This is a genomic window from Ensifer sp. LC163 (assembly GCF_001695855.1).
Classification (GTDB): Bacteria; Pseudomonadota; Alphaproteobacteria; order Rhizobiales; family Rhizobiaceae; genus Ensifer.
The window spans coordinates 272,203-294,417 of the sequence record NZ_MBSS01000023.1; the positions used below are offsets into that span (position 1 = coordinate 272,203).

Annotated in this window: 24 protein-coding genes; 11 read left to right on the forward strand and 13 right to left on the reverse strand. The window is 62.7% G+C overall.

The window, feature by feature from the left end:
- Window positions 1-68 precede the first annotated feature (68 nt).
- The 6 genes from BC360_RS19420 to BC360_RS19445 all read left to right on the forward strand — a co-directional run bounded on the left by BC360_RS19420 (window position 69) and on the right by BC360_RS19445 (window position 6,812).
- On the forward strand, window positions 69-1,787 hold the full coding sequence (locus BC360_RS19420) for an ABC transporter permease (RefSeq protein WP_065796560.1): 1,719 nt from the start codon (window positions 69-71) through the stop codon (window positions 1,785-1,787).
- Window positions 1,780-2,859: an ABC transporter ATP-binding protein gene (locus tag BC360_RS19425; RefSeq protein ID WP_065796561.1), complete on the forward strand. Its 1,080-nt coding sequence runs from the start codon at window positions 1,780-1,782 to the stop codon at window positions 2,857-2,859. Before BC360_RS19420 ends, BC360_RS19425 begins: the two co-directional genes overlap by 8 nt.
- Window positions 2,860-2,881: 22 nt before the next feature.
- Entirely contained in the window at window positions 2,882-4,096 is a 1,215-nt protein-coding gene (locus tag BC360_RS19430; protein ID WP_065785043.1) for a CaiB/BaiF CoA transferase family protein, read from the forward strand.
- Window positions 4,093-4,941, forward strand: a complete 849-nt coding sequence (locus BC360_RS19435) for an HpcH/HpaI aldolase/citrate lyase family protein (RefSeq protein WP_065785044.1) — start codon at window positions 4,093-4,095, stop codon at window positions 4,939-4,941. Before BC360_RS19430 ends, BC360_RS19435 begins: the two co-directional genes overlap by 4 nt.
- A gap of 41 nt (window positions 4,942-4,982) precedes the next feature.
- Window positions 4,983-6,011, forward strand: coding sequence for a hydroxyacid dehydrogenase (locus tag BC360_RS19440; RefSeq protein ID WP_065796562.1), 1,029 nt, complete (start codon window positions 4,983-4,985; stop codon window positions 6,009-6,011).
- A gap of 123 nt (window positions 6,012-6,134) precedes the next feature.
- Window positions 6,135-6,812 (forward strand): RraA family protein, encoded by a 678-nt coding sequence (locus BC360_RS19445; protein WP_065796563.1) that lies wholly within the window; start codon window positions 6,135-6,137, stop codon window positions 6,810-6,812.
- Between the two features lie 136 nt (window positions 6,813-6,948).
- Here BC360_RS19445 and BC360_RS19450 read toward each other — a convergent pair whose 3' ends face one another.
- Window positions 6,949-7,380 (reverse strand): GlcG/HbpS family heme-binding protein, encoded by a 432-nt coding sequence (locus BC360_RS19450; RefSeq protein WP_065785052.1) that lies wholly within the window; start codon window positions 7,378-7,380, stop codon window positions 6,949-6,951.
- 225 nt (window positions 7,381-7,605) lie between these two features.
- Between BC360_RS19450 and BC360_RS19455 the strand changes: the two genes are divergently transcribed.
- The gene (locus tag BC360_RS19455) at window positions 7,606-7,935 is read left to right on the forward strand and encodes an alpha/beta fold hydrolase (RefSeq protein WP_244512782.1); all 330 of its coding nucleotides are present in this window, start codon (window positions 7,606-7,608) and stop codon (window positions 7,933-7,935) included.
- 136 nt (window positions 7,936-8,071) lie between these two features.
- Here the strand turns inward: BC360_RS19455 and BC360_RS31730 are convergent, their stop codons facing one another.
- Window positions 8,072-8,251, reverse strand: coding sequence for a hypothetical protein (locus BC360_RS31730; RefSeq protein WP_139110111.1), 180 nt, complete (start codon window positions 8,249-8,251; stop codon window positions 8,072-8,074).
- 352 nt (window positions 8,252-8,603) lie between these two features.
- Between BC360_RS31730 and BC360_RS19465 the strand changes: the two genes are divergently transcribed.
- The gene (locus BC360_RS19465) at window positions 8,604-8,984 is read left to right on the forward strand and encodes a YciI family protein (RefSeq protein WP_065796566.1); all 381 of its coding nucleotides are present in this window, start codon (window positions 8,604-8,606) and stop codon (window positions 8,982-8,984) included.
- Here the strand turns inward: BC360_RS19465 and BC360_RS19470 are convergent.
- Both BC360_RS19470 and BC360_RS19475 read right to left on the reverse strand, forming a co-directional pair.
- Complete coding sequence (locus BC360_RS19470; protein ID WP_065796567.1) at window positions 8,945-9,577, reverse strand: GNAT family N-acetyltransferase; 633 nt, start codon at window positions 9,575-9,577, stop codon at window positions 8,945-8,947. The genes BC360_RS19465 and BC360_RS19470 overlap by 40 nt on opposite strands.
- 9 nt (window positions 9,578-9,586) lie before the next feature.
- The gene (locus tag BC360_RS19475; protein WP_065796568.1) at window positions 9,587-10,225 is read right to left on the reverse strand and encodes an FMN-binding negative transcriptional regulator; all 639 of its coding nucleotides are present in this window, start codon (window positions 10,223-10,225) and stop codon (window positions 9,587-9,589) included.
- 74 nt (window positions 10,226-10,299) lie between these two features.
- On the opposite strand from BC360_RS19475, the gene BC360_RS19480 reads away from it, so the two are divergent.
- Window positions 10,300-11,802, forward strand: a complete 1,503-nt coding sequence (locus BC360_RS19480; RefSeq protein WP_065796569.1) for a PLP-dependent aminotransferase family protein — start codon at window positions 10,300-10,302, stop codon at window positions 11,800-11,802.
- A 2-nt stretch (window positions 11,803-11,804) separates the two neighbouring features.
- On the opposite strand, the gene BC360_RS19485 is transcribed toward BC360_RS19480, so the two are convergent.
- From BC360_RS19485 to minC, 4 genes are all read right to left on the reverse strand, one after another.
- A complete protein-coding gene (locus BC360_RS19485) occupies window positions 11,805-12,905 on the reverse strand; it encodes an NAD(P)/FAD-dependent oxidoreductase (RefSeq protein WP_065796570.1) in 1,101 nt (366 codons plus the stop codon).
- 157 nt (window positions 12,906-13,062) lie between these two features.
- Window positions 13,063-13,326, reverse strand: a complete 264-nt coding sequence (minE, locus tag BC360_RS19490) for a cell division topological specificity factor MinE (RefSeq protein ID WP_065785064.1) — start codon at window positions 13,324-13,326, stop codon at window positions 13,063-13,065.
- A complete protein-coding gene (gene minD, locus BC360_RS19495; protein WP_065785065.1) occupies window positions 13,323-14,138 on the reverse strand; it encodes a septum site-determining protein MinD in 816 nt (271 codons plus the stop codon). Before minD ends, minE begins: the two co-directional genes overlap by 4 nt.
- 32 nt (window positions 14,139-14,170) lie before the next feature.
- On the reverse strand, window positions 14,171-14,914 hold the full coding sequence (gene minC / locus BC360_RS19500) for a septum site-determining protein MinC (protein ID WP_065785066.1): 744 nt from the start codon (window positions 14,912-14,914) through the stop codon (window positions 14,171-14,173).
- Between the two features lie 48 nt (window positions 14,915-14,962).
- On the opposite strand from minC, the gene BC360_RS32985 reads away from it, so the two are divergent.
- Window positions 14,963-15,094, forward strand: a complete 132-nt coding sequence (locus tag BC360_RS32985) for a hypothetical protein (RefSeq protein WP_274533935.1) — start codon at window positions 14,963-14,965, stop codon at window positions 15,092-15,094.
- A gap of 425 nt (window positions 15,095-15,519) precedes the next feature.
- Here the strand turns inward: BC360_RS32985 and BC360_RS19505 are convergent, their stop codons facing one another.
- From BC360_RS19505 to cyoA, 5 genes are read right to left on the reverse strand one after another with little or no spacing between them, the layout of a single operon-like run.
- Window positions 15,520-16,263: an SURF1 family protein gene (locus tag BC360_RS19505; protein WP_083222637.1), complete on the reverse strand. Its 744-nt coding sequence runs from the start codon at window positions 16,261-16,263 to the stop codon at window positions 15,520-15,522.
- Window positions 16,264-16,285: 22 nt separating this feature from the next.
- The gene (cyoD, locus tag BC360_RS19510; RefSeq protein ID WP_065796571.1) at window positions 16,286-16,693 is read right to left on the reverse strand and encodes a cytochrome o ubiquinol oxidase subunit IV; all 408 of its coding nucleotides are present in this window, start codon (window positions 16,691-16,693) and stop codon (window positions 16,286-16,288) included.
- Window positions 16,690-17,313 carry a cytochrome o ubiquinol oxidase subunit III gene (gene cyoC, locus BC360_RS19515; RefSeq protein WP_065785068.1) on the reverse strand — a complete coding sequence of 208 codons (624 nt, stop codon included), beginning with the start codon at window positions 17,311-17,313 and terminating at the stop codon, window positions 16,690-16,692. Before cyoC ends, cyoD begins: the two co-directional genes overlap by 4 nt.
- A gap of 1 nt (window position 17,314) precedes the next feature.
- On the reverse strand, window positions 17,315-19,318 hold the full coding sequence (gene cyoB, locus BC360_RS19520) for a cytochrome o ubiquinol oxidase subunit I (protein ID WP_065796572.1): 2,004 nt from the start codon (window positions 19,316-19,318) through the stop codon (window positions 17,315-17,317).
- 32 nt (window positions 19,319-19,350) lie between these two features.
- Window positions 19,351-20,541, reverse strand: a complete 1,191-nt coding sequence (cyoA, locus tag BC360_RS19525; protein ID WP_065796573.1) for a ubiquinol oxidase subunit II — start codon at window positions 20,539-20,541, stop codon at window positions 19,351-19,353.
- A gap of 263 nt (window positions 20,542-20,804) precedes the next feature.
- Here cyoA and BC360_RS19530 point away from each other — a divergent pair, with 263 nt between their 5' ends.
- Window positions 20,805-22,127, forward strand: a complete 1,323-nt coding sequence (locus BC360_RS19530) for an MFS transporter (protein WP_065796574.1) — start codon at window positions 20,805-20,807, stop codon at window positions 22,125-22,127.
- The last annotated feature ends 88 nt before the right edge of the window (window positions 22,128-22,215 follow it).

Genomic DNA, 22,215 nt, shown 5'->3' on the forward strand with positions numbered 1-22,215 from the left:
TTGTCAACTCTACGAAGCCTGGCGACCGTCTTTTTCGCGCTTGCGGACGGCTTTCGAGGACTATTGCCATGACCGAGCTCTCAGCAGGGTCGGCACCGAGCGCCACGCGTGACCGGTCGACCATCACCTTCTGGGCCGTAAGCATCCTGACGACGATCCTGGTCATCGGACCGATCGCACCCATCATTCTCCAGGCCTTTCTCGACCGGCCGCTCTACAAGCCCGACGCCGTCGTCACCGCCGGCAATTTCGTTCGCCTGTTTACGGAGGCGGGCATGGGCAAGATCGTGCTCAACACGCTCTTTTTCGCCGTCGTCACCATGGTCGTCGCCCAGCTCTTCGGCTCGGTCATGGCCGTTATCGTCGGCCGCACCAATCTGCCCGGGCGCAAATGGATCGGCGAGATCCTGATCTGGCCGCTGTTCGTCAGCAACCTCGTCATGGCCTTCGGCTGGTTCACCATGTACGGCCCGTCGGGTTACATCACCCTCGCTTTCAAGGCGAGCACCGGGCTCAGCCCATGGAACCTCTATAGCCTGACCGGCATGAGCATCGTCGCCGGGCTTAGCCAGGCGCCGCTCGCCTACCTCATGTGCATCGGCGCCGTCACCAAGGCCGACGCCCAGCTCGAGGACGCCGCCCGCTCGGCCGGAGCCAGCCCCATGCGGGCGCTGATCAGCATTACCGTTCCGATGATGCGGCCGGCGATGGTCTATTCCGCGGTGCTGAACTTCGTGATCGGTATCGAGATGCTGGCGATCCCCCTGGTCTTCGGCGGCCCGAGCGGCATCCATACGGTGACAACCTTCCTCTACGACCAGGGCATCAATGCCGCAGTGCAATCCGACTACGGCATCGTCGGCGCCGGCGCGGTCATGCTGCTTGTCATCGTCGGTCTGCTCGTCTGGCTGCAGGGCCGGCTGATGAAGGACAGCGGTCGCTTCGTGACGGTGCGCGGCAAGGCCTCCCGTCCCTCGCTCGTCGATCTCGGACACTGGCGCTGGGTCGCATTCGCCGCCGTCACAGCCTATGTGCTCTTCACCATCGTCGCCGTCTTTGCCGGCATCTTCATGCGCGCCAGCGTCAGCTTCCTGACGCCGTTGGTTCCTTTCTGGAAACTTTTGACCTTTGCCAACTTCGAGCTGATCTTCAATCAGCCGGGCTATGTCAGAGCCATCCTCAATTCCGTGATCATCTCCTTCCTCGGCGGCATCATCGGAACTGCCTGTGTCGTGCTCATCGCGCTCGTCGCCAAGCGCTCCGAATTCCGCTTCCGTCGTGCGCTGGAATATGTCGCCCTGTTCCCGCGCTCGCTGCCCGGCATCATTGCCGGCCTCGGCTTCTTCTATGCCGTCGTCTGGATCCCGGGCCTCGACATGATCCGCGGAACGATCTGGATCCTGATCGCCGCCTTTGTCGTGCGCTACATTCCGATCGGTTTCGGCGCCATCGCGCCAGCGCTGTCGCAGATCGGCGAAGAACTTGACCGCGCCTCGCGCATTTCCGGCGCCGACTGGTGGACGACGGTGACCCGCATCGTCCTGCCGCTCTTGAAACCGGCGCTGTTTTCAAGCTTCGCGCTGCTCTTCATCCACTTCTTCAAGGAGTATGTGACGGCAGTCTTCCTCTACCAGCCGGGATCCGAAATCATCGGCTCGACCATGCTGCAGCTCTATGCGCAGGGCGACAACGGTCCCGTCTCCGCCCTTGCAACCATCCAAGTCATCATCACGGCCTTGTTCGTCTTCATGGCGCGCCGTCTGCTGGGAGCCAAGATCTATGGCTGATCTCATCCTCGACAATCTCTCCATCAACTACGGTTCCTACAAGGCCGTCAGCGAGGTCTCGCTCACCATTCCGAAGGGTGAATTCCTGACGCTGCTCGGCCCCTCCGGCTGCGGCAAGTCGACGACGCTTTTTGCGATCTCCGGGCTCAACCACGCGACGTCGGGTGCAATCCGCATGGGCGACCGCGTGCTCTTCGACGGCAAGACCGGAACGGTGGTGCCGCCGGAACAGCGCAACATCGGGCTCGTCTTTCAAAGCTACGCGCTTTGGCCGCATATGTCGGTGGCGGAAAACCTCGCCTTCCCGCTGAAACTGCGCAAGATCGGCCGCGCCGAGCAGGACAAGCGCATCAAGGAAGCGCTTGAGCTGGTCGAGATGGCAAAGTTTGCGGAGCGTTATCCTTTCGAGCTTTCCGGCGGCCAGCAGCAGCGCGTGGCGCTCGCCCGGGCACTCGTCTATCGTCCGAGCCTGCTTTTGCTCGACGAACCGCTGTCCAATCTGGATGCGAAGCTGCGCGAACGCGCCCGCGTCTGGTTGCGCGAACTTCAGGAGCGGCTCGGCGTCACGACCGTTTACGTGACGCACGATCAGGCCGAAGCGCTGGCGGTTTCCGACCGCATCGCGGTGATGGACACCGGCCGCATCCGCCAGCTCGGCACGCCAAAGGAGATCTATGAAACGCCGGCCGATGCCTTCGTCGCCGACTTCATCGGCTCCTCGAACTTCCTGACGGGCACCGTGGTCAATCGCGCCGCTGGCACCGCCAATGTCCGCCTCGATGACGGAACGGTGATCAAGGCGAATACGGGCAGGAACGGCGCGGACGAAAAAGTCGTGATTGCCGTGCGTCCCGAACGGCTGCAGATCGTCGGCAGCGCCGGCGAGAACGTCGTCCAGGCGACCGTCCAGGGCGGCTCCTATCTCGGCTCCGTCTATCAGTACGAGCTGACGGGCGCCGGCAGCACCTTCCGCGTCCAGACCGCGCGTGAGGTCGCCGACAAACATGTCTTCGTCTATGTGCCGCCGGAAGCCTCGACGCTGTTTGCCGCACAATCCCGGCCGCAGGCCTGAGCCCGTGAATGCGGAGCACCCCATGACCAGTAAACCCAAAAGCTTCGACACTGACGCGAAAGGGCCGCTTGACGGCATTCGCGTCGTCGATCTGTCGCGCCTGGTCGCCGGCAACATGTTGTCGCTGCAGCTCGGCGATTTCGGCGCCGACGTGATCAAGGTCGAGCCGCCAGTCGGCGATCCCTTGCGCGACTGGCGCGACGGCGGAAGCTCGCTCTACTGGAAGACCTACGGCCGCAACAAGCGTTCGGTCATGCTCAACCTTCGCGAACCGGCGGCAATGGATGCCATGCTGAAGCTGCTCGATACGGCAGATGTCTTCATCGAGAACTTCCGCCCCGGGACACTCGAAGAGATGGGCATGGCGCCGGAGACACTGCTTGCCCGCAATCCCGACCTGATCATCGTGCGCATTTCCGGCTTCGGCCAAACCGGCCCTTACGCAACCCTGCCCGGGTTCGGCACGCTGGTGGAAGCGATGAGTGGTTTTGCCGCCCGCACCGGATTTGCCGATCGCGAGCCGGTGCTACCGCCGCTGGCGCTCGCCGACATGATCGCCGGCATCTACGGATCTTCGGCCGTCAGCATGGCGCTTTTGGCGCGTCAGCGCGGCATCGCACGCGGGCAAGTGATCGACCTGTCGCTGCTGGAGCCGATGTTCTCGGTGCTCGGGCCCGAGGCCGCGATCTACAAGACAACCGGCAAGATCAAGGAACGGGTTGGCAGCGGCTCCAACACGACATCGCCGCGCAACGTCTACCGATGCGCCGACGGCAAATATGTCGCCCTTTCCGGCTCCACCCAGGCGGTCGCCAAGCGCATCTTCGAGATCATCGGTCGCCCCGAAATGATCGCCGATCCGCGGTTCGCCACCAATACCGACCGGGTTCGCAACCGGCCGCTGGTCGATGAGGCTGTCGGCGCCTGGTTTGCGACAAGGGGGCGCGACGACGCACTCGACGTCATGCGCCGGGCCGGCGCGACGGTCGGGCCGGTCTACAACATCGCCGATGCCTTCAGCGACGCGCATTTCATCGAGCGTGAGGTCTTCACCGAAGTGGAGGACCGCGAGCACGGCTCGCTGCCGATGCACAACATCCTGCCGCGAATGTCGGCGACGCCGGGCGTCTGGCGCAACCCGGCGCCGGCGCTTGGTGAAAACACCCGCGACGTGCTCAACGAAGTCGGCCTGTCGGCCGACGAAATCGACCTGATCATGGGAGGCCGAACCGAATGATGCTGCGCTCGCTACTCTATGTTCCCGGCAGCTCGCCCCGTTTTCTGGAAAAGGCCCACCAACGCGGGGCCGACGCCATCATCATCGACCTTGAGGACGCGGTCGCGGTCAACGAAAAGGACGCGGCAAGGGCAGCACTTGCTCGAACGGTGCCGATGGTTGGGCGAGGCGGCGCTCAGGTGATCGTCCGCATCAACACCCATGACGAGATGACGATGCTGGCCGACGCCAGCGCCGCCTGCGAGGCGGGCGCGCGGGCGCTCTACATCCCCAAGGTATCGTCGCCCGAAATTCTCCACAGGCTCGACAGGCATCTCCAACCGTTGGAAGCGGCCGCGAACCGGTCACGGACGTGGTTTGCACCGCTGATCGAGGATCCGGCCGGGCTGTTGAACGCCACTTCGATCGCCGCAGGTCCGCGGGTGTTTGCCCTCTCCGCCGGCGGCGAAGACCTTGCGACCTCCATGGGCGCCCAGCCGACACCCGAAGTTCTGCGCGTGCCGAAACTGATGATCCACTACGCCGCGAAAGCGGCCGGCGTTTTATCCTTCGGGCTGCTGCGCAGCACCGCCGACTATGCCGACAAGGCGGCCCTTTCCGCGGCGATCAGAGAAGCCAAGGATTTCGGCTTCGACGGCGCCACCTGCATTCATCCGAGTGTCGTTCCCCTGCTGAACGACGGCTTTTCACCGTCCGAAGAAGAACTCGACCGTGCCCGCCGCCTGATCACTGCTGCCGATGACGCCGCGCAGGCCGGGATCGGCGCCTTCACCTTTGAGGGCAAGTTCGTCGATCTGCCGATCGTGACGCGCGCCCGCGCATTGCTGGCGCGGTCCACGGGCTGATCCGCTCGCCCGACGTCCCCGCATCTATCCTGGAGAACAGAGTGTCAGACTTTCCCACCGCCGAGAGACATACGGACCGAAAATGGCGCGTCCTCGTCACCCACAACAGGATTGCCGAGAGTGCCGTCGAGCTGCTCAACGCCCATGACTGCGACGTCTTCTTTTCTCCGCCCTACGACGCCTCGGATGTGGTCGCCGCACGCGCGGCCGATCTCGGCGTCGACGCGATCATGGTCCGGCAGGGCCAGATCAACGAGGCCGTCATTACCGCATCGCCGAAGCTGAAGGTCATCGTCAAGCATGGCGTCGGCGTCGACAATGTCGACATCCAGGCAGCAGCCGATCGCGGCATACCGGTGCTGCGCTCGATGGGTTCGAACGCGCGCGCCGTCGCCGAACACACGATCGCGCTTTCGCTGGCGCTGATCAAGGAGATCGGACCGTTGACCGCGGCGGTGAAAGGCGGCCAATGGCCGAAGCCGACCTTCATGGGACGCGACATCGCCGGCACGCTCATGGGCCTCATCGGCTATGGTTCGATCGGCCGCGAAACCGCCGCTATGGCGCGCGCACTCGGCATGGACGTGATTGTCTACGATCCCCATGCCGTAGCCACGCTCGCACAGGAAAACATTGCCGCCATCGACGACGTCGACGAGCTTGTCCGCCGCGCCGACATCGTCAGCCTGCATTGCCCTTTGACGGTAGAGACGCACCACCTGATCGATGCCCGTCGTCTGGCGCTGATGAAGCCGACGTCTTTCATCGTCAACACTGCACGCGGCGGCATCATCGACGAGACGGCGCTCGCCGACGCCCTGCGCGACAGGCGTCTGGCGGGCGCGGCGCTTGACAGCTTCGCCGCCGAACCGCCGGCCGCCGACAACCCGCTATGGGCCTCGCCGCTGGTGCTGGCGACGCCACACATCGGTGGTGTCACGCACGGTTCGTCGAAAGCGATGGCCGAGATTGCCGCGCGCCACATCATCAGCGTCCTCAACGGCCAAGCGCCGGACGCTTTCAGCCTTGCGACACCGCAGAGCCTTGGCCTGCGCAAGGCGATCGCCTGAAGCTTTTCCAGGAAAAGTGCCAAGCGGCTTTCCGTCAGGAAATGCGTAGAAACAATGAGATAGAGCGTTTCCGCGACTCCGTTTGAAACGGAAACGCTCTGGAGCTCCAGAAGGAAAGAAGATATGCCCATCGGTTTCAGAGTGAAGAACAGCATGGAACGCGTCGACGCCTCCTATGTCGAGGCATTCCGCGTCCTGCCGGTCGCCAACGTGTCCGACAGCATGTCGCGGCTCGTCGCCGGCGGTGACCGGCTGCGCCCGATGCATAGTGGCGGCGTGCTTGCCGGTCCGGCGCTAACGGTCAAGACCTGCCCGGGCGACAATCTGATGTTGCACAAGGCGATCGACATGGCGGCACCGGGTGACGTGATCGTCGTCGATGCCGGCGGTGACACCACCAATGCGCTGATGGGCGAACTGATGCTGGCGCACGCAGTCAAGCGCGGCGTCGCCGGTTTCGTCCTCAACGGCGCGATCCGGGACGCCGAGGCCATCCGCGCCCAGAACTTGCCGCTCTACGCGCTTGGCGTCACACATCGCGGCCCTTACCGCACCGGCCCAGGCGAAATCGGCTTCCAGGTTTCCATCGCCGGCATGGTCATCAATCCGGGCGACCTGATGCTTGGCGACATCGATGGCGTTGTCTGCGTTCCGAAGGCGGATGCCGAGGCGGTTCTGAAGGCGACCCAGGCCAAACACGACGCCGAGGCGAAGCAGATGACGGCGACGCTGTCGGGCACGACCGACAGGTCCTGGGTTGATCGCGAGTTGCAGCGGCTGGGCTGCAGCCTGGTCGACTAGGCCGCGACGCGCCTGCGCGTGAGCGCAGAAAGACAATCGATCGGGTGCCTTGGTCGCTTGCCGACGATAAGCACGGGACTGCCGCAAGCGCACAGCGATCGATTTGACCGTCAAGCGGTTGTCGACTAAGTGCCTGTTATCCGGCGTCGGCCAAGAAGCCGACGGCCTCGATGCCGGCGATGGCACAGGCCTCATCATTGTCAGACGTATCCCCCGTGATGCCGACCGCGCCGAGCAGATCGCCATCGGTCGTGCGCACCAGGACACCGCCGGGCACCGGCACGATGCGGCCGCCGGAGACGGCCGAGAGGCCTTGCATGAAGTGCGGCCGCTCGATCGCGGTGTTGTTCAGCCACCGCGAGCCCATGCCGACGGCGAGCGCGCCATAGGCTTTTCCCGACGCGATCTCGAAACGCAGCATCGAGGATCCGTCCTGTTTCTGGAAGGCGACGAGGTGGCCGCCGGCATCGAGCACGGCCACCGAAAGCGGCTTCAGCCGGGCTTTTGCCGCCGCGCCGAATGCGCCGTCGATGATGCCGTTGGCGAGATCAAGGGTCAGTTGAGGCATAACAGTTCCAATCATGTTTTTGCCGACACCAGCCGGCCTGAAGATTTCGGTTCATGGCTCAGAGAGGCTATCGGAATCCATCCGCTTCGTAAGCTATGACAAACGCAACTTGCCCGTCGCCCCGGACACGGTCAACCTGGGCGGCAGGGCAACGCTGCAACGGGCGAAAGCCTTGACTGGTCGGATCGCGGCCAGGTGATCGATCTCATGGTCAGGGATGCCCGCATGATCGCGAGCACCGCGCATCCCCACGACGCGGACCGGATCCGCGCCTTCATCGAGGAGGACTATGATCGCTCGGGCGGCTTCCTCTCCGCCACGAACCACTTCATGCTGCAGGGTGGCGACACCGTCAAAGGCAAGCTCAAATCGCTCGAAGCGCCACTTCTGGTGATCCATGGCACCAGCGACCCGATCTTTTCGGTCGGGCACGGGATGGCGATTGCCGATGCTGTGCCCGGTTCCGAATTCCTTCCGATTGAGGGCGGCGGCCATGAGTTGCACCGGCAGGACTGGGGCACGATCGTCCCAGCCATCGTCAGGCACACGGAATAGGAAGCGTCCGCATCCCGACGTCGCGGTATCCGCATTGAAGCAGGCAGGGCTGATAACAGGCGCTGCGTGCCGCCATTGGTTGGCGGCGAAGAAGTAGCCAGGCGCGCGCCAACGATGCCGTTGACGCCGACAGGCTTCAGCGGGAACGGGCCCTGCTGCGGGCGATGTCTCGTCTGATCTCCTTGAGCGTGTGTCGCAACTCGGTGAGTGTGCCATCATCGCTCAGAGCGGTGCTGGTGCACTCGAGAAAATCGAGCTTGAGCTCCAGTTCGTCGTGCCGTTCGATCAGTCCGGCCAGTATTCGAGACGTGCGCATGCCATACCCACCAAACGTCGGCGCCGCCACACGTGGCGCGGACATCAAGATTGCTTTGCCGTCTCCGATACGCTCCCTGTGCGACAGTTTGTTGAAGCCGTGAGCGCCTTCCACTGGGAGACTGCCCTTGTCCGGCCGAGACAGTTCAAATGATGTTCGGATCGAAGGGCCATTTCGACCGAGAGCTTCTTGCCCAGTTTGTCGAAAGTCTCGAATCCTCGCGTCAACTGAAACCTGCACGCCCGTAGTCTGCGCGCCGATCCGGCCATATAGTCGCGGCGAGGCTCATCCGGCACGCTTTCGACGCTTGCTTGGCCGGGCGAAAACCAAAGACGCGCAAGGGAGATGCTTCATGTATTACGCCATCCTCGCCTATCACGAAGAGGGAGTGGTCGAATCCTGGACGGAGGAGGAGGACGCCGCGTTGATGACCGACCTGCTCAAGGTCAACGATCGCCTCGTGCAAGAAAAATCCTTAGGGCCCGCAGCACGGCTTGGCCCAACCCAAGGCGCGGTGACGCTGAGAGGCAAAGGCGAGGGCACGGTCATCGATGGCCCCTTTGCCGAAACCAAGGAGCAACTGCTCGGCTTCTACGTCGTGGATTTTCCAACGCTGGAGGCAGCGGTGGCGGCAGCCCGCGAATTGCGTCGGGCCAACCCGACGGCAACCTATGAAATCCGGCCGATTTCGCTCTACCTTCCCGGCACGTCATTGGGTTTCAAGGAAGAGTAACTGCTACGCCTCCGGGGGCCCTGCGAAGGATCAAGCCGCCCCGCCTTGCTCTCGACGACACGGTCCCAATCGTCCTGCCGCAGGCGGAAGCACATCCATGGTGACGGCGAACCCGACAGGTCCAGCGTTGCATCATAGACATGTGTCGCACCGAGCTTGGCGGTTGCCTTTTGCGAACGAATGTTCGTGGGCGCGATATGAAACCAGACATCGGGATAGGCGCGAAAGGCATGACCGAGCATCAGCCGTTTCAGCTCAAAATTGGTGCCGCCGCCCCAATAGGCGTTGCTGAGGAAAGTGAAGCCGATCGAGATGCTGTCCGGCATGTCAGGGGCGACGTAATAGCGGGAGCATCCGATGATCTCTTCGGTCTGCCGATCGACAGCCACAAGCGTCGCCCCGCTTTCGAGCAGCAGTGAGAAGTAAGGCTCGAACTTTTCCCGCTTGTAGCGGTCCGTTGCCGGGTGACCCGCCCAGACATCAGGATGGCCTGCTGCAGAATACAGTCCCTCGAGGTCGTTCGGCCGCAAGGGCCTGAGGAGAATGGCCTCGCCGCTCAGTGCCGGCTGTGGATCGAAGTCATGCCTGAACATGCTTTTGTCTCACGATAACGGGGATGGAACGGGGATCATGTCCGCGATGGCGCGGTCAAAGTCGCGAGAACTTTCCGAAAGGCCGTTCTTGACGCCCACTCTGTCCGGTTCGGGGCGGTTCTGGCTCAACTTGCGTTTGCCTGCCAACAGCGTGATCGGCATTCGAATTCCGACGATGCCACGCAATTGCGCTGCGATATACGCCGCGGGCGCATCGCTGACGGCCCACGGTTTCGCGGCTGTCCGCTCATGGAGGTCGGTCAGCCGCTTGACGATATCGAGCAGCCGAGCCGGATCATCGAAGAATTCGACCGGGCCCCTTGCCTGGACGGTGGTGTAGTTCCATGTCGGAACCACCTTTCCATGCTCGGATTTCGCGGCATACCAGGCCGGGGTGATGTAGGCGTCTGGACCCATGAAGACAGCGAGAGCATCGCCGATCACGGGCGTTTGCCACTGCGGATTGGGGCGGGCGAGATGGGCATAAAGCGTACCCCTTTCCCCTTCCTCTGCGTCCAGAAGCATGGGGAGCGGTGTCGCGACTGGTCCCTCCGCCGTCGCGGTGATGAAGTTGGCGATACGGCACGCCCGCATCATAGCGTGGATTTCGCTGGTGTCGTCGACCACAAAAGCTGGCGGCGTGTACATCGAACTCTCCTTGAACTCGGCACAGCATCGGCGTTAACTGGCACAAAATAAATATCCAGTTACGGAGATTTTCATTGGGCCAGCTGGATAGCACGAAATCAAGACGTACGGGCGCTGCCCGCCGCATTTACCTCGATCTGCGCGAGCAGATCGGCGCCGGTGTCTATGCGCCCGGTGACAGACTGCCATCGAGCCGCGCGCTCGCCGAAGAATTGGGCGTGTCACGCACGACAGTGACCTCGGCTTTTGATCAACTCGTCTCCGAGGGATACGTGACCAGCCACCAGGGCTCAGCGTCGATCGTCTCGGATATGGCCGCGCCAGGAACACGGCATGGGCGACCAGCTGAGGATCGCCTGGAATGGCCGATGTCCGATTATGCTGCCCGACTGATGCAGCTTCCGATCCATTATCCGGAGAGCCGGCCGGCACTGGAGTTCGATTTCCGCTACGGCGACATTGCGGCTGCCGACTTTCCGACGCTGCTATGGCGGCGGGCGATGAATGCGGCGCTACTGCGCCGCCGCGACAGCCTTTCCTATGAACATCCGGCAGGCTCCGCCGTCCTGAGGCAGCAACTCCAGGGCTATCTCTGGCGCGTACGCGGCATCCGCTGCGATGCCGATCAGATCGTCGTCGTTTCCGGTTCGCAGCAAGCGCTGGATCTTTGCACCCGCGCACTCGTCGATATCGGCGATCGCGTCATCGTGGAGGAGCCGTGTTATGCCATGGCACGCAATGTTCTGGCCGCCGCCGGCGCTGAAATCGTTGCTGTTTCCTGCGACAATGCCGGCCTTCTCGTGCAGGACCTGCCGCACCACGGAAAATCAGCTCTCGCCTATGTCACGCCGAGCCACCAGTTCCCGCTCGGCGGCGTCTTGCCGCAGAACAGGCGGGATGCGCTGCTGCAATGGGCCTATGCCGTCGGAGCGTATATCATCGAGGACGACTACGATGGCGAGTACCGCTACGACGTGAAGCCGATACCGCCGTTGTTCCAATCGGATCAGGATCGAGTCATTTATGTCGGCACGGTTTCGAAGACGCTCTCACCTGCCCTCAGATTGGGCTATCTCGTCGTTCCCAGGCCGTTGATCGACCTCTTCACCCGATGCAAGCAGCTCGCCGATCGTCATAGCCCCAGCCTCGAGCAGGAGGCGCTCGCCATCCTGCTGGAAGCCGGCTCATACGAGCGACACGTCCGCAAGATGCGTCGGTCCAATGCCGAGCGTCGTGCCGCCCTGATTGGGGCACTGAAATCATCCTTTGGCGAACGGATAGAAATCGTCGGCACATCGGCCGGGCTGCATGTCGTCGTCTGGTTTCGTGAGATCGGCGCGCAGCATGAGGCGCGGCTGATCGAGACCGCCACGGCTGCGGGGATTGGCATCTACCCCGTGTCGCCGCTCTATCTCGAACGCAAGCCGGACCTGGCCGGCATGGTCCTTGGCTATGCGGCGCTTACCCCAGCCGCACTGCGCGGGGGAACAGAATGGCTGGCATCGGCCATTCAAGCCTTGCCGCGTTCTCTTGCAACTCAAGCGACGGCTGAGCTGCGGCCGGGGCTAGGGCCCTGACCCTAGATTTCTGCGACAAGCTTCGCCAACGCCAGAGATGCGGTCAGGCCGGGTGACTCGATGCCGAACAGATTTATCAGTCCGGGTACGCCGTGCACGCTTGGCCCCTGAACGACGAAATCCTGGCTCGCCACTTCGGGCGGCACGATCTTCGGGCGAATACCGGAATAGGCTGGCACGAGCGCGCCGTCCTTCAGGTCAGGAAAATAGCGACGGACACCGGCGTAGAACGATGCAGCCTTCGCCGGATCGACGTCATAATTCAATGCGTCGACCCACTCGATATCGGGGCCGAAGCGCGCCTGGCCGGCCATGTCGACCGTCAGATGGATCCCGAGGCCGCCCTTGACCGGCACGGGGTAGATCAATCGCGAGAACGGCACTTTGCCGACATGCGAGAAATAATCGCCCTTGGCATAGTATTCCTTCGGCACCAGCGCGAGAGGCATGCCCTCAAGTCGGCGCGCCAGCTTCGGTGCGGCGAGGCCGGCGGCGTTCACGAACAGGCGGCAAGCAAGGCTCACCGGTTCGGCGCCGCCGACATCGACGACGATACCGCTATCGGCCACTTTGCCCCGCTCGACGGGACTGTTGAGCGCGAGAACCGCACCGGCATTCTCGGCGTCGCCGAGCAGCGACATCATGTAGGCGTGGCTGTCGATGATGCCGGTCGCCGGCGACAGGAGGGCGCCGGTCGTGGCAAGCGCCGGTTCGAGGATGCGGGCATCCGCGGCCGAGATTTGCCGGAGATCCGGCACACCATTCCTTGCCGCCCGGGCCGCGATATCAGGCAGTTGCTCAAGTTCGCACACCGAGGTCGCCACGATCAGCTTTCCGCACTGCCGGTGGGGGATGCCGCGTTCCCGGCAATAGGCGTAAAGCAATGTCCGGCCCTCGACGCACAAACGTGCCATCAGGCTGCCCGCCGGATAATAGATCCCGGCGTGGATGACTTCGCTGTTGCGGGATGAGGTTTCGCTGCCGATGCGGTCAGCCGCTTCGACAATGATCACCTCGCGGCCCGCCTGTGCAAGCGCGCGCGCGACAGCAAGCCCGATAACGCCGGCTCCCGCGACAATACAGTCCACTTGCTCAAGAGACATGGCGGAGCCCTACAGTGCCGCGCGCCGAATATGACGCGCTACCGACGCTGTAAAATCATGCAGTAGCACAGGATGGCGGGATGCGTCAGGCAGCAGGGCAAGCTGATCCAATCGATCAATACCCCCCCGCTGCCCGATATCACACTGGGGCCAGTTATCAGGCCGCCCGAGCGCCTGCGGCGATCGGGATTTCAATATCGACTTCCAGCGTCGTCACGTGTTCGCCCCGGTCCATCTTGACCGTGACCTTGTCGTCGTCGATCTGAACGTGCTTGGAGATGACCGCAAGGATCTCTTCGCGCAGCAGCGCCACGAGATCCGATTGACCGACGGAGGCCCGCTCATGCGCCAAAAGGACCTGCAGTCGCTCGCGCGCCGTCGGGGCCGAACTCTGCTTTTTGAAGAAACGGAAAATGCTCATGCTGCCCTCCGTCCGAAGATCTTGCCGAACAGACCGCGCTTTTCGCCCGGAATGGTCATCGGCACGGTTTCGCCCGCAAGCCGGCGGGCTGCGTCGAGATAGGCGAGCGCCGGGGCGGACTTGCTGTCGGCGAGCGTCACCGGAGCGCCGATGTTGGATGCCTTGAGCACGTCCATGCTCTCGGGAACGATGCCGAGCAGCGGGATAGACAGGATCTCCAGGACATCGTCGACCTTCAGCATGTCGCCGCGCTCCGCGCGCAGGGCGTCGTAGCGGGTCAGCAGCAGGTGTTTCTCGACCCGTTCTCCCCGCTCCGCCTTCTCCGTCTTGGCGTCGAGCAGGCCGATGATCCGGTCGGAGTCGCGGACCGAGGAGACTTCCGGATTGGTCACGATGACGGCCATGTCGGCATGGCGCATGGCAAGCGTGGCGCCGCGCTCGATCCCGGCCGGGCTATCGCAGATGATCCAGTCGAAATGCTTCTTCAGATCGTTGATGACACGCTCGACGCCTTCCGGCGTCAAGCTGTCCTTGTCACGGGTCTGCGATGCCGGCAACAGGAAGAGCGTGTCCAGGCGCTTGTCGCGGATCAGCGCCTGCGGCAGCTTGGCGTCGCCCTGAATGACGTTGACCATGTCATAGACGACCCGGCGCTCGGCACCCATGACGAGGTCGAGATTGCGCAGGCCGACATCGAAATCGACGACGACGGTCTTCTCGTTGCGCTGCGCGAGCGCCGCGCCGAGAGCAGCGGTCGACGTCGTCTTGCCGACGCCGCCTTTGCCCGATGTAACAACAACTACTTTCGCCATCTTCCGCTCCTGTTTCCTGGCCGGCAGCCGGCTCAGTTAAGTCTCTCTGCCATGATCGAGTCGTCTTCGAGCCAAAGCTGCACCGATTGTCCGCGAAGCTCGGCCGCCATGTCGTCGGCGGTCTTGTAGACACCATCGATGGCCAGCAGTTCCGCCTCGAGCCGGCGGCAGAAGATGCGCGCCGAAGTGTTGCCCACCGACCCCGCCAGCGCCCGCCCCCTGAGCGCTCCGTAGATATGGATCGAACCGCCGGCGATAATTTCCGCACCGGATGCGACCGACCCGATCACGGTGACATCGCCTTCCGGAAAGATCACCGATTGTCCGGAGCGAACGGGTTCCCTGACGATGATCGAAGCTGTCGCTCTGGCCGCCGGCGTTTCCTGGCCGACGACGGAGACAGCCTCAGGTGCCTTTGGCTCTCCGGCGATCAATTCGCCTGCCGCTGCCTCGAAATCCGGCGCCGGTCGGCCGCCTCTCATCGATGGCGGCATGCCCGGCTCGAACAAGGAGGGACGCCCGCCCTCAATGCCCAGGACCCGGACATTCCTCTTGGCGAGTTCGTCGAGCAGGCCCTTCAACTGTGGCCGGTCGATTTCGAGATCGACGATGTCGAGCACCACCGGCCGGCCGAGAAAGAAGCCCGCCGAGCGTGCGGCCAGGTCGTCAAGCCGCGTCAGCCACGAATCGAGCGGTAGCTCCGGCGACAGCGCGAGGCTCAGGAACGAGCGGCCCTTGATACGGATCGAACGAGCGTCTGTTAGCACTTTGATCATCTTCGTTAATTTTTCGTTGCCAGGATCTAGGCGACGGATGGTTAACAAATGGTTAACAAGCACCTGCCGCTTCTCGCAGGCGGGCTTGCGAGCGGGCTCTGTTGGCGGGATGGTGGAGCGCGCCATCTCGGTGGCTATCTCGACGAATGCACCGGCCGCAACGCGCCGGAAGCAGACTGACGGAACGGCTGCGACGGAGACGAAGGGCGACAAGGAGACAGCCAAAGCTCGGGAAAATCTTTCGGCCCGGGGCTTTTCTCTCCGGCCTTCAGCCCAGGTCTCACACGAGACCCTGATTGCGGGTTTCCGCACCGATCAGGAAGACACTCCGTGCCGCAAGCAGCAGCGGGCCCGAAATGACGCCGAGCGCAGTCGTGAAGCTTGTCGCCATGATCGGGCGGATCGACGGCGCGAGCAACCCGCCGACGCGGGCAATCGTGCCGGCTGTTCGATGCTGATGCCTGACTGCATGGGAGCTCTTTATGCCTATGTTTGATGGGTCACGACGCGCGTTTGTTCAGCCGGGTATGTATCTGCGGCCATCGGACCTGGGAGATGCCCGTTGTCGTGAAACCTATCCGGGCCGACGCTCTCTCGCCAGGGTCTCAACCCACTCGCGAGCGGTAAACGATGAAGATGCCCGCCGCGCTCATCAGCGCCAGCACGTACCAGGTTGCCGCATAGACGAGGTGGCTATTGCGAAAGCTGATCACCGTCAGACCGCCAACCGGCAGGCCACCCGGATTGGGCGTGGCGTCGGCATCGATGAAGTAGGGCGCGACATTCGCCAGGCCTTTGGCCTTGGCAATCGCAACGACGTCACGGGAATACCACCGGTCGCCTGTCGGGTCGTTGGAGCGCAGGAAGCCGCCGCCCGGCTCGGACATGCGCAAGAGGCCGGTGACATCGATGATACCGGACGTCTCGCCTTGAGCGCGCCCGGCAGCATCGCGCCGATCCGACGGGACGAAGCCGCGATTGATCAGGATGGTCGAACGGTCCGCCTGGACGATCGGCGTCACCACCCAGAAGCCGGCGCCGCGTTCGGTGACCGCCTGAACCAGCACTTCCCGTTCATGGTCGAAGGTGCCCTGTGCGGTCACGCGACGATATTCGTCCTTTTCCGCGCTGATGCCGGGCCATCCCGGCGGGGGCGGCGCCGGCACCGGTTCGGCATGAACGCGGGCGTCCACACGGGCGATCAGGTCGAGCTTCCAGAAGAGACGCTGCACCTGCCAGGAGCCGAGAGCGATGAAAACCACCGCCAGCGCCGACAGGGCGACGGTGAGAACGAGGCGGGAGCGCGAGGGCCGCGCGCCCGCCTTCATGTCTGCCGCACGCTCGTTCATGGCCACCCCCGTCAACGGGCCGTCATGGCATGTTCTTCATCATCTCGTGCGTCATGGGCATCATGTTGACGTTGAGGTGATGCATGACCCAGAGCGAGCCGGCGAGCGCAATGCCGACGATGATGAGGGTGAAGATCAGCGCCATCATCGTCCAGCCGCCTTCCGAGCGCGGGTTCATGTGCAGGAAAAAGACCATGTGCACGACGATCTGGATGGCACCGAGGCCCATGACGAGCACGGCCGTCATCATCTTGCTGTCGAGCACGCCGCTCATGACCAGACTGAAGGGAATGGCGGTCAGGACGACGGAAAGCACGAAGCCGATCATGTAGCTCTTAAGCGAGCCGTGGCCCGCTTGGTGACCGTGGCTGTGGCCATGATGGGCCTGGCTGGTATCTTCATGGGCGAGGCTGTGTGGCTGTGGGCTCATCCGATGGCTCCGATCAGATAGACGAAGGAGAAGACGCCGATCCAGATGACGTCGAGGAAGTGCCAGAACATCGACAGGCACATCAGCCGGCGGCGGTTCTCGGGGATCAGGCCATGCATCTTGACCTGCACCATCATCGTCACGATCCAGATGATGCCGAAGGTGACGTGCAGGCCGTGCGTGCCGACCAGGGTGAAGAACGACGACAGGAAGGCGCTGCGTGTCGGGCCGGCCCCCTCAAGGATCAGGTGATAGAACTCGTAGAGTTCCACGCCGAGGAACGCCAGGCCGAACACGGCTGTCACGCCGAGCCAGAAGATCGTCTCCATCCTGGCGTTGCGCTCCATCTGGAGCATGGCAAAGCCATAGGTGATCGAGGAGAACAAAAGCATCGCCGTGTTGAAGGCAACAAGCGACAGATCGAACAGATCGGCCGGTGACGGACCGGCCGCATAATTGCGCCCGAGCACGCCGTGGGTGGCAAAGAGGACTGCGAAGATGAGGCAGTCGCTCATCAGATAGATCCAGAAGCCGAGCATGGTGCTGCCTTCGGGATGGTGCTCCTCCTCAAGGTAGAACTGCGGCGCTTCGGTTGCTTCAACTTGGGTCTTGTTGGTCATCTCAGCTCCGCTCCGCCAGAAGTTCGGAACGGGCGTCTTCCGTTGCCGTCACGGTCGCTGCGGGGATGTAGAAATCCCGCTTGTAGTTGAACGTATGCCCGATCGCCACGGCCAGCATGGCAACGAACGAGACGATCGCGAGCCACCAGATGTACCAGATCAGCGCGAAGGCGAGCACGCCGCTGAACCCCGCCAGGATGACGCCGGTTCCGGTGTTCCTTGGCATATGGATCGGCTTGAAGCCGCCGAGCGGGCGCTCGTAGCCGCGGTTCTTCATGTCGTACCAGCTATCGTGATCGTGCACGACCGGGGTGAAGGCGAAGTTGTATTCCGGCGGCGGCGAGGAGGTCGACCACTCCAGCGTCCGGCCGTGCCACGGATCGCCGGTCGTGTCGCGCAGCTGATCGCGCCTGAGGTAGCTGACGATAAGCTGGATGACGAAGGAAGCGATCCCGAGTGCGATCAGGACGGCGCCGAAGGCGGCGATGACGAACCAGATCTGCAGCGAAGGATCCTCGAACTGCGACACGCGGCGGGTGACGCCCATCAGGCCGAGCACGTAGAGCGGCATGAAGGCGAAGAAGAAGCCGATCTGCCAGAACCAGAAGCTCATCTTGCCCCAGAACGGATCCAGCTTGTAGCCGAAGGCCTTCGGCCACCAGTAGACGAGGCCCGCCATCAAGCCGAAGACGACGCCGCCGATGATGACGTTATGGAAGTGGGCAATCAGGAACAGCGAGTTGTGCAGCACGAAATCGGCCGGCGGGATCGCCAGCATGACGCCGGTCATGCCGCCGATGACGAAGGTGACCATGAAGCCGACGGTCCACAGCATCGGCACTTCGTAGCGGATGCGGCCGCGATACATGGTGAACAGCCAGTTGAACATCTTCGCCCCCGTCGGGATCGAGATGATCATCGTGGTGATGCCGAAGAAGGCGTTGACCGATGCGCCCGACCCCATGGTGAAGAAGTGGTGCAACCAGACGAGATAGGACAGGATCATGATCACGCAGGTCGCATAGACCATGGAGGCGTAGCCGAAGAGGCGCTTGCCGCAGAAGGTGGCGACGACCTCCGAGAAGATGCCGAAGGCCGGCAGGATGAGGATATAGACTTCCGGATGGCCCCAGATCCAGATGAGGTTCACATACATCATCGGGTTGCCACCAAGGTCATTGGTGAAGAAATTGGTGCCGGCGTAGCGGTCGAGCGACAGCAAGGCGAGCGTGGCCGTCAGGATCGGGAAGGTTGCAACGATCAGGATGTTGGTGCAGAGCGACGTCCAGGTGAAGACCGGCATCTTCATCAGCGTCATCCCCGGCGCGCGTAATTTGACGATGGTCGCGATCAGGTTGATGCCTGATAACGTCGTGCCGACACCCGCCACTTGCAGGCCCCAGATATAATAGTCGACGCCGACGCCCGGACTGTAATCGGCGCCCGAAAGCGGCGGATAGGCGAGCCATCCGGTGCGGGCGAACTCGCCGACAAACAGCGACATCATGATGATGACGGCACCAGCCGTCGTCATCCAGAACGAGAAATTGTTGAGGAACGGAAAGGAGACGTCGCGGGCGCCGATCTGCAGCGGCACGACATAGTTCATCAGGCCGGTCACGAACGGCATGGCCATGAAGAAGATCATGATCACGCCATGGGCGGTGAAGATCTGGTCGTAATGATGCGGATTGAGATAGCCTTCATTGCCGTTGAAGGCGATCGCCTGCTGCAGCCGCATCATGATCGCGTCGGCAAAGCCGCGCATCAGCATGACGAGCGCCAGGATCACGTACATGACGCCGATCTTCTTGTGGTCGACGCTGGTGAACCACTCGTTCCAGAGGTAGCCCCAGAGCCTGTATTTGGTGATCAGCGCCAGGATGGCGAGGCCACCGATCGCCACGGCGATGAACGTCGCCACCAGGATCGGCTCGTGATAGGGGATCGCTTCTAAGGTGAGCCGCCCGAAGATGAATTGTGTGAGGTTGGTGTTACCGAACATAGGGCTATCCAAATTCTCTTGAAATGCGGGCGTCAGGGCTTTGTGATGCCGGCGTTGTTCAACTGCGCAGGCACCGGGCCGTCCTGGTTCTCGGCGGGCGCCTTCTGGTCCCCGTGCATGTTGTGCATGTCGCGGTTCATCGACTGCGGCTCGTTGTCGAAGCCTTCGGCCGGCTCTTCGCTCTTTGATGGATTGCCTGTCGCCGGGAAGGTGGCGCCCGGGGCCGCTTCGCCGGCATGGCCCGTTTCCCCCGCATGGCGGTTGTCATGCTCGAGCTTGGCGCGGTTCTCGTGGCTTTCGACGCCTGCACCGCCCATCATGTCGATGTGCATCATGTCGTTCATGCATATCTGGCCGGTGCGCACGCACATGTTGAGCACCGCCTCGTAAAGTCCGTTCTCGACGCTGGCGTAGTAACGGACCGGTTCCTTGGTGCTCGGCTTTTCGAGCTTCAGGTAGCTGTCGCGGTTGAGCATGGTGCCGTTCTGCTTGACCCTTGCGACCCAATCGTCGAAGCCCGCCTGCTCCAGCCCGTGAAACTTGAAGCGCATGTGCGAGAACCCGTCGCCGCTATAGTTGGACGACAGGCCTTCGTATTCGCCTTTCTCGTTGATGACGGCGTGCAGCTTGGTCTGCATGCCGGGCATCGCATAGATCATGCCGGCCAGTGCCGGCACGTAGAAGGAGTTCATGACCGAGGATGATGTGATCTTGAAGTTGATCGGCACATCAACGGGTGCCGCCATCTCGTTGACGGTGGCGATGCCGTAATCCGGATAGAAGAACAGCCACTTCCAGTCGAGCGCCACGACCTCGACCGTCAGAGGCTTTGTATCGGCGGGAACGGGTCGATTGGCATCGAGCCGGTCGAGCGGCCTGTAGGGATCGAGCTTGTGGGTGCTGATCCAGGTGATGGCGCCGAGCGCAATGATGATCGCCAGCGGCGCAGACCAGATGACGACTTCCAAGCCGGTCGAGTGATGCCATTCCGGGTCGTATCTGGCCGCCGTGTTGGACTGGCGGTAGCGCCAGGCGAAGAACAGCGTCAGGAAAAGCACCGGCACGATAATGATCAGCATCAGGATCGTCGAAACGACGATCAGATCTCTCTGCTGCGCCGCAATATCGCCGGAGGGCGACATCACGACCAGGTCGCACCCGGCAAGGGCCAGGGTAGAGAGAAGAACGACCGATCGTCCGGCGAGCTTCAATGGAGTGGGCATTTCGGGCTCCATTTGCGTTTTGTCTAGTCGGCACTAATCGCGTATCGGGCTCGGTGGAATGAGGTTGTTCGTCGCACTGCAGCATTCTGTCGCATCGCAGCAGAGTGGACGGCGACGTCCGCAAAGGCCCAATCTAGGGCATCCTCGCCGGCCGACCATTGGAAGATGCCGATGAGTTCACGTTTTTTTCGCCGCTTTCCTTGATCTCGAACGTTGATTGATCAACATTCCGACGAGGCGGCACAAATCGCCGGGAGGAATTTATGAGCTCGGTCGTCAATCCTACGTCTTCAGGCCTTGAGCGGGACGCCCGTCGCATCCATGACGACAAGCCGCTGTCGCCGGGCAGCATAGCCATTGGCGTGGTCATCGGCCGCATGTCGGAATTCTTCGACTTCTTCGTCTACGGCCTCGGCTCGATCCTGGTTTTTCCAAAACTCATTTTCCCGTTCGCACCCAGCCCGGTTGCTGCCACGCTGATGTCGTTTGCGATCTTTCCGCTCGCCTTTATCGCCCGTCCGGTCGGTTCCCTCGTCTTCATGTGGATCGACCGCAACTACGGGCGCGGCACCAAGCTGACGATCGCCCTGGTGATCCTCGGCGGCTCGACGGCATCGATCGCCTTCCTTCCGGGCTACGAGACGATCGGCTACTGGGCGGTGGCGCTGCTGGCGCTTTTCCGACTGGGACAGGGCTTTGCGCTCGGCGGCGCATGGGACGGGCTTGCATCCTTGCTCAACCTCAACGCGCCCCCGAACCACCGGGGCTGGTATGCGATGATCCCGCAGCTCGGGGCACCCATAGGCTTTGCGCTCGCCAGCATCATCTTCTGCTATTTCGTTGCCAATCTTTCCGAGGATGATTTCCTCTCCTGGGGCTGGCGCTATCCCTTCTTCGTGGCGTTTGCGATCAACGTCGTGGCGCTGTTCGCGCGGCTGCGCATCGTCGCCAGCAAGGAATTCGGCGCGGCGATGGAGGCACAGGAACTGCAGGCCCGGCCGGTGTTCGAGATGCTGAGCAAGCACGCGCTGGACGTGGTGCTCGGCGCCTTCGTGCCCTTGGCGAGCTTTGCGATGTTCCATCTGGTGACGATCTTCCCGCTGAGCTGGGTCATCCTGAACGGCGGACAGTCGGCCGCCCGGTTCCTGCTGGTTCAGGTGGCAGGCGCAGCCGTCGGCACGATCGGCATTGTCGTGTCGGGCGTGATTGCCGACCGCGTCGGCCGCCGCAACGAGCTGATGTTCGGCGCGACGCTGATCGCGATCTTCAGTTTCTCCGCACCCTTCCTTCTTGATGCCGGCGGGGCCGGACAAGACGCCTATATCCTGATCGGCTTCGGCGTCCTCGGCCTCACCTTCGGCCAGGCGTCTGGCGCCGTTTCCTCGCGCTTCACCCAGTATTACCGCTACACCGGAGCAGCGCTGACCTCGGATCTGGCATGGCTCGTCGGCGCCGCCTTCGCGCCGCTGGTGGCGCTTGGACTTGCGACCAGCTTCGGCATCGTCTTCATCGGCGGCTATCTGATCTCCGGGGCAATCTGCACGCTGGTGGCGCTCAGCCTCACACGGGCGCTCGACCAGAACTGAACCGTCCCTTTTTTTTCGGGGGGGAGCGGTTCGACCCGCATCGGACGTCATTGCCCACGCCGCTTGTTCAGGTGATCCCGTTTCGTCG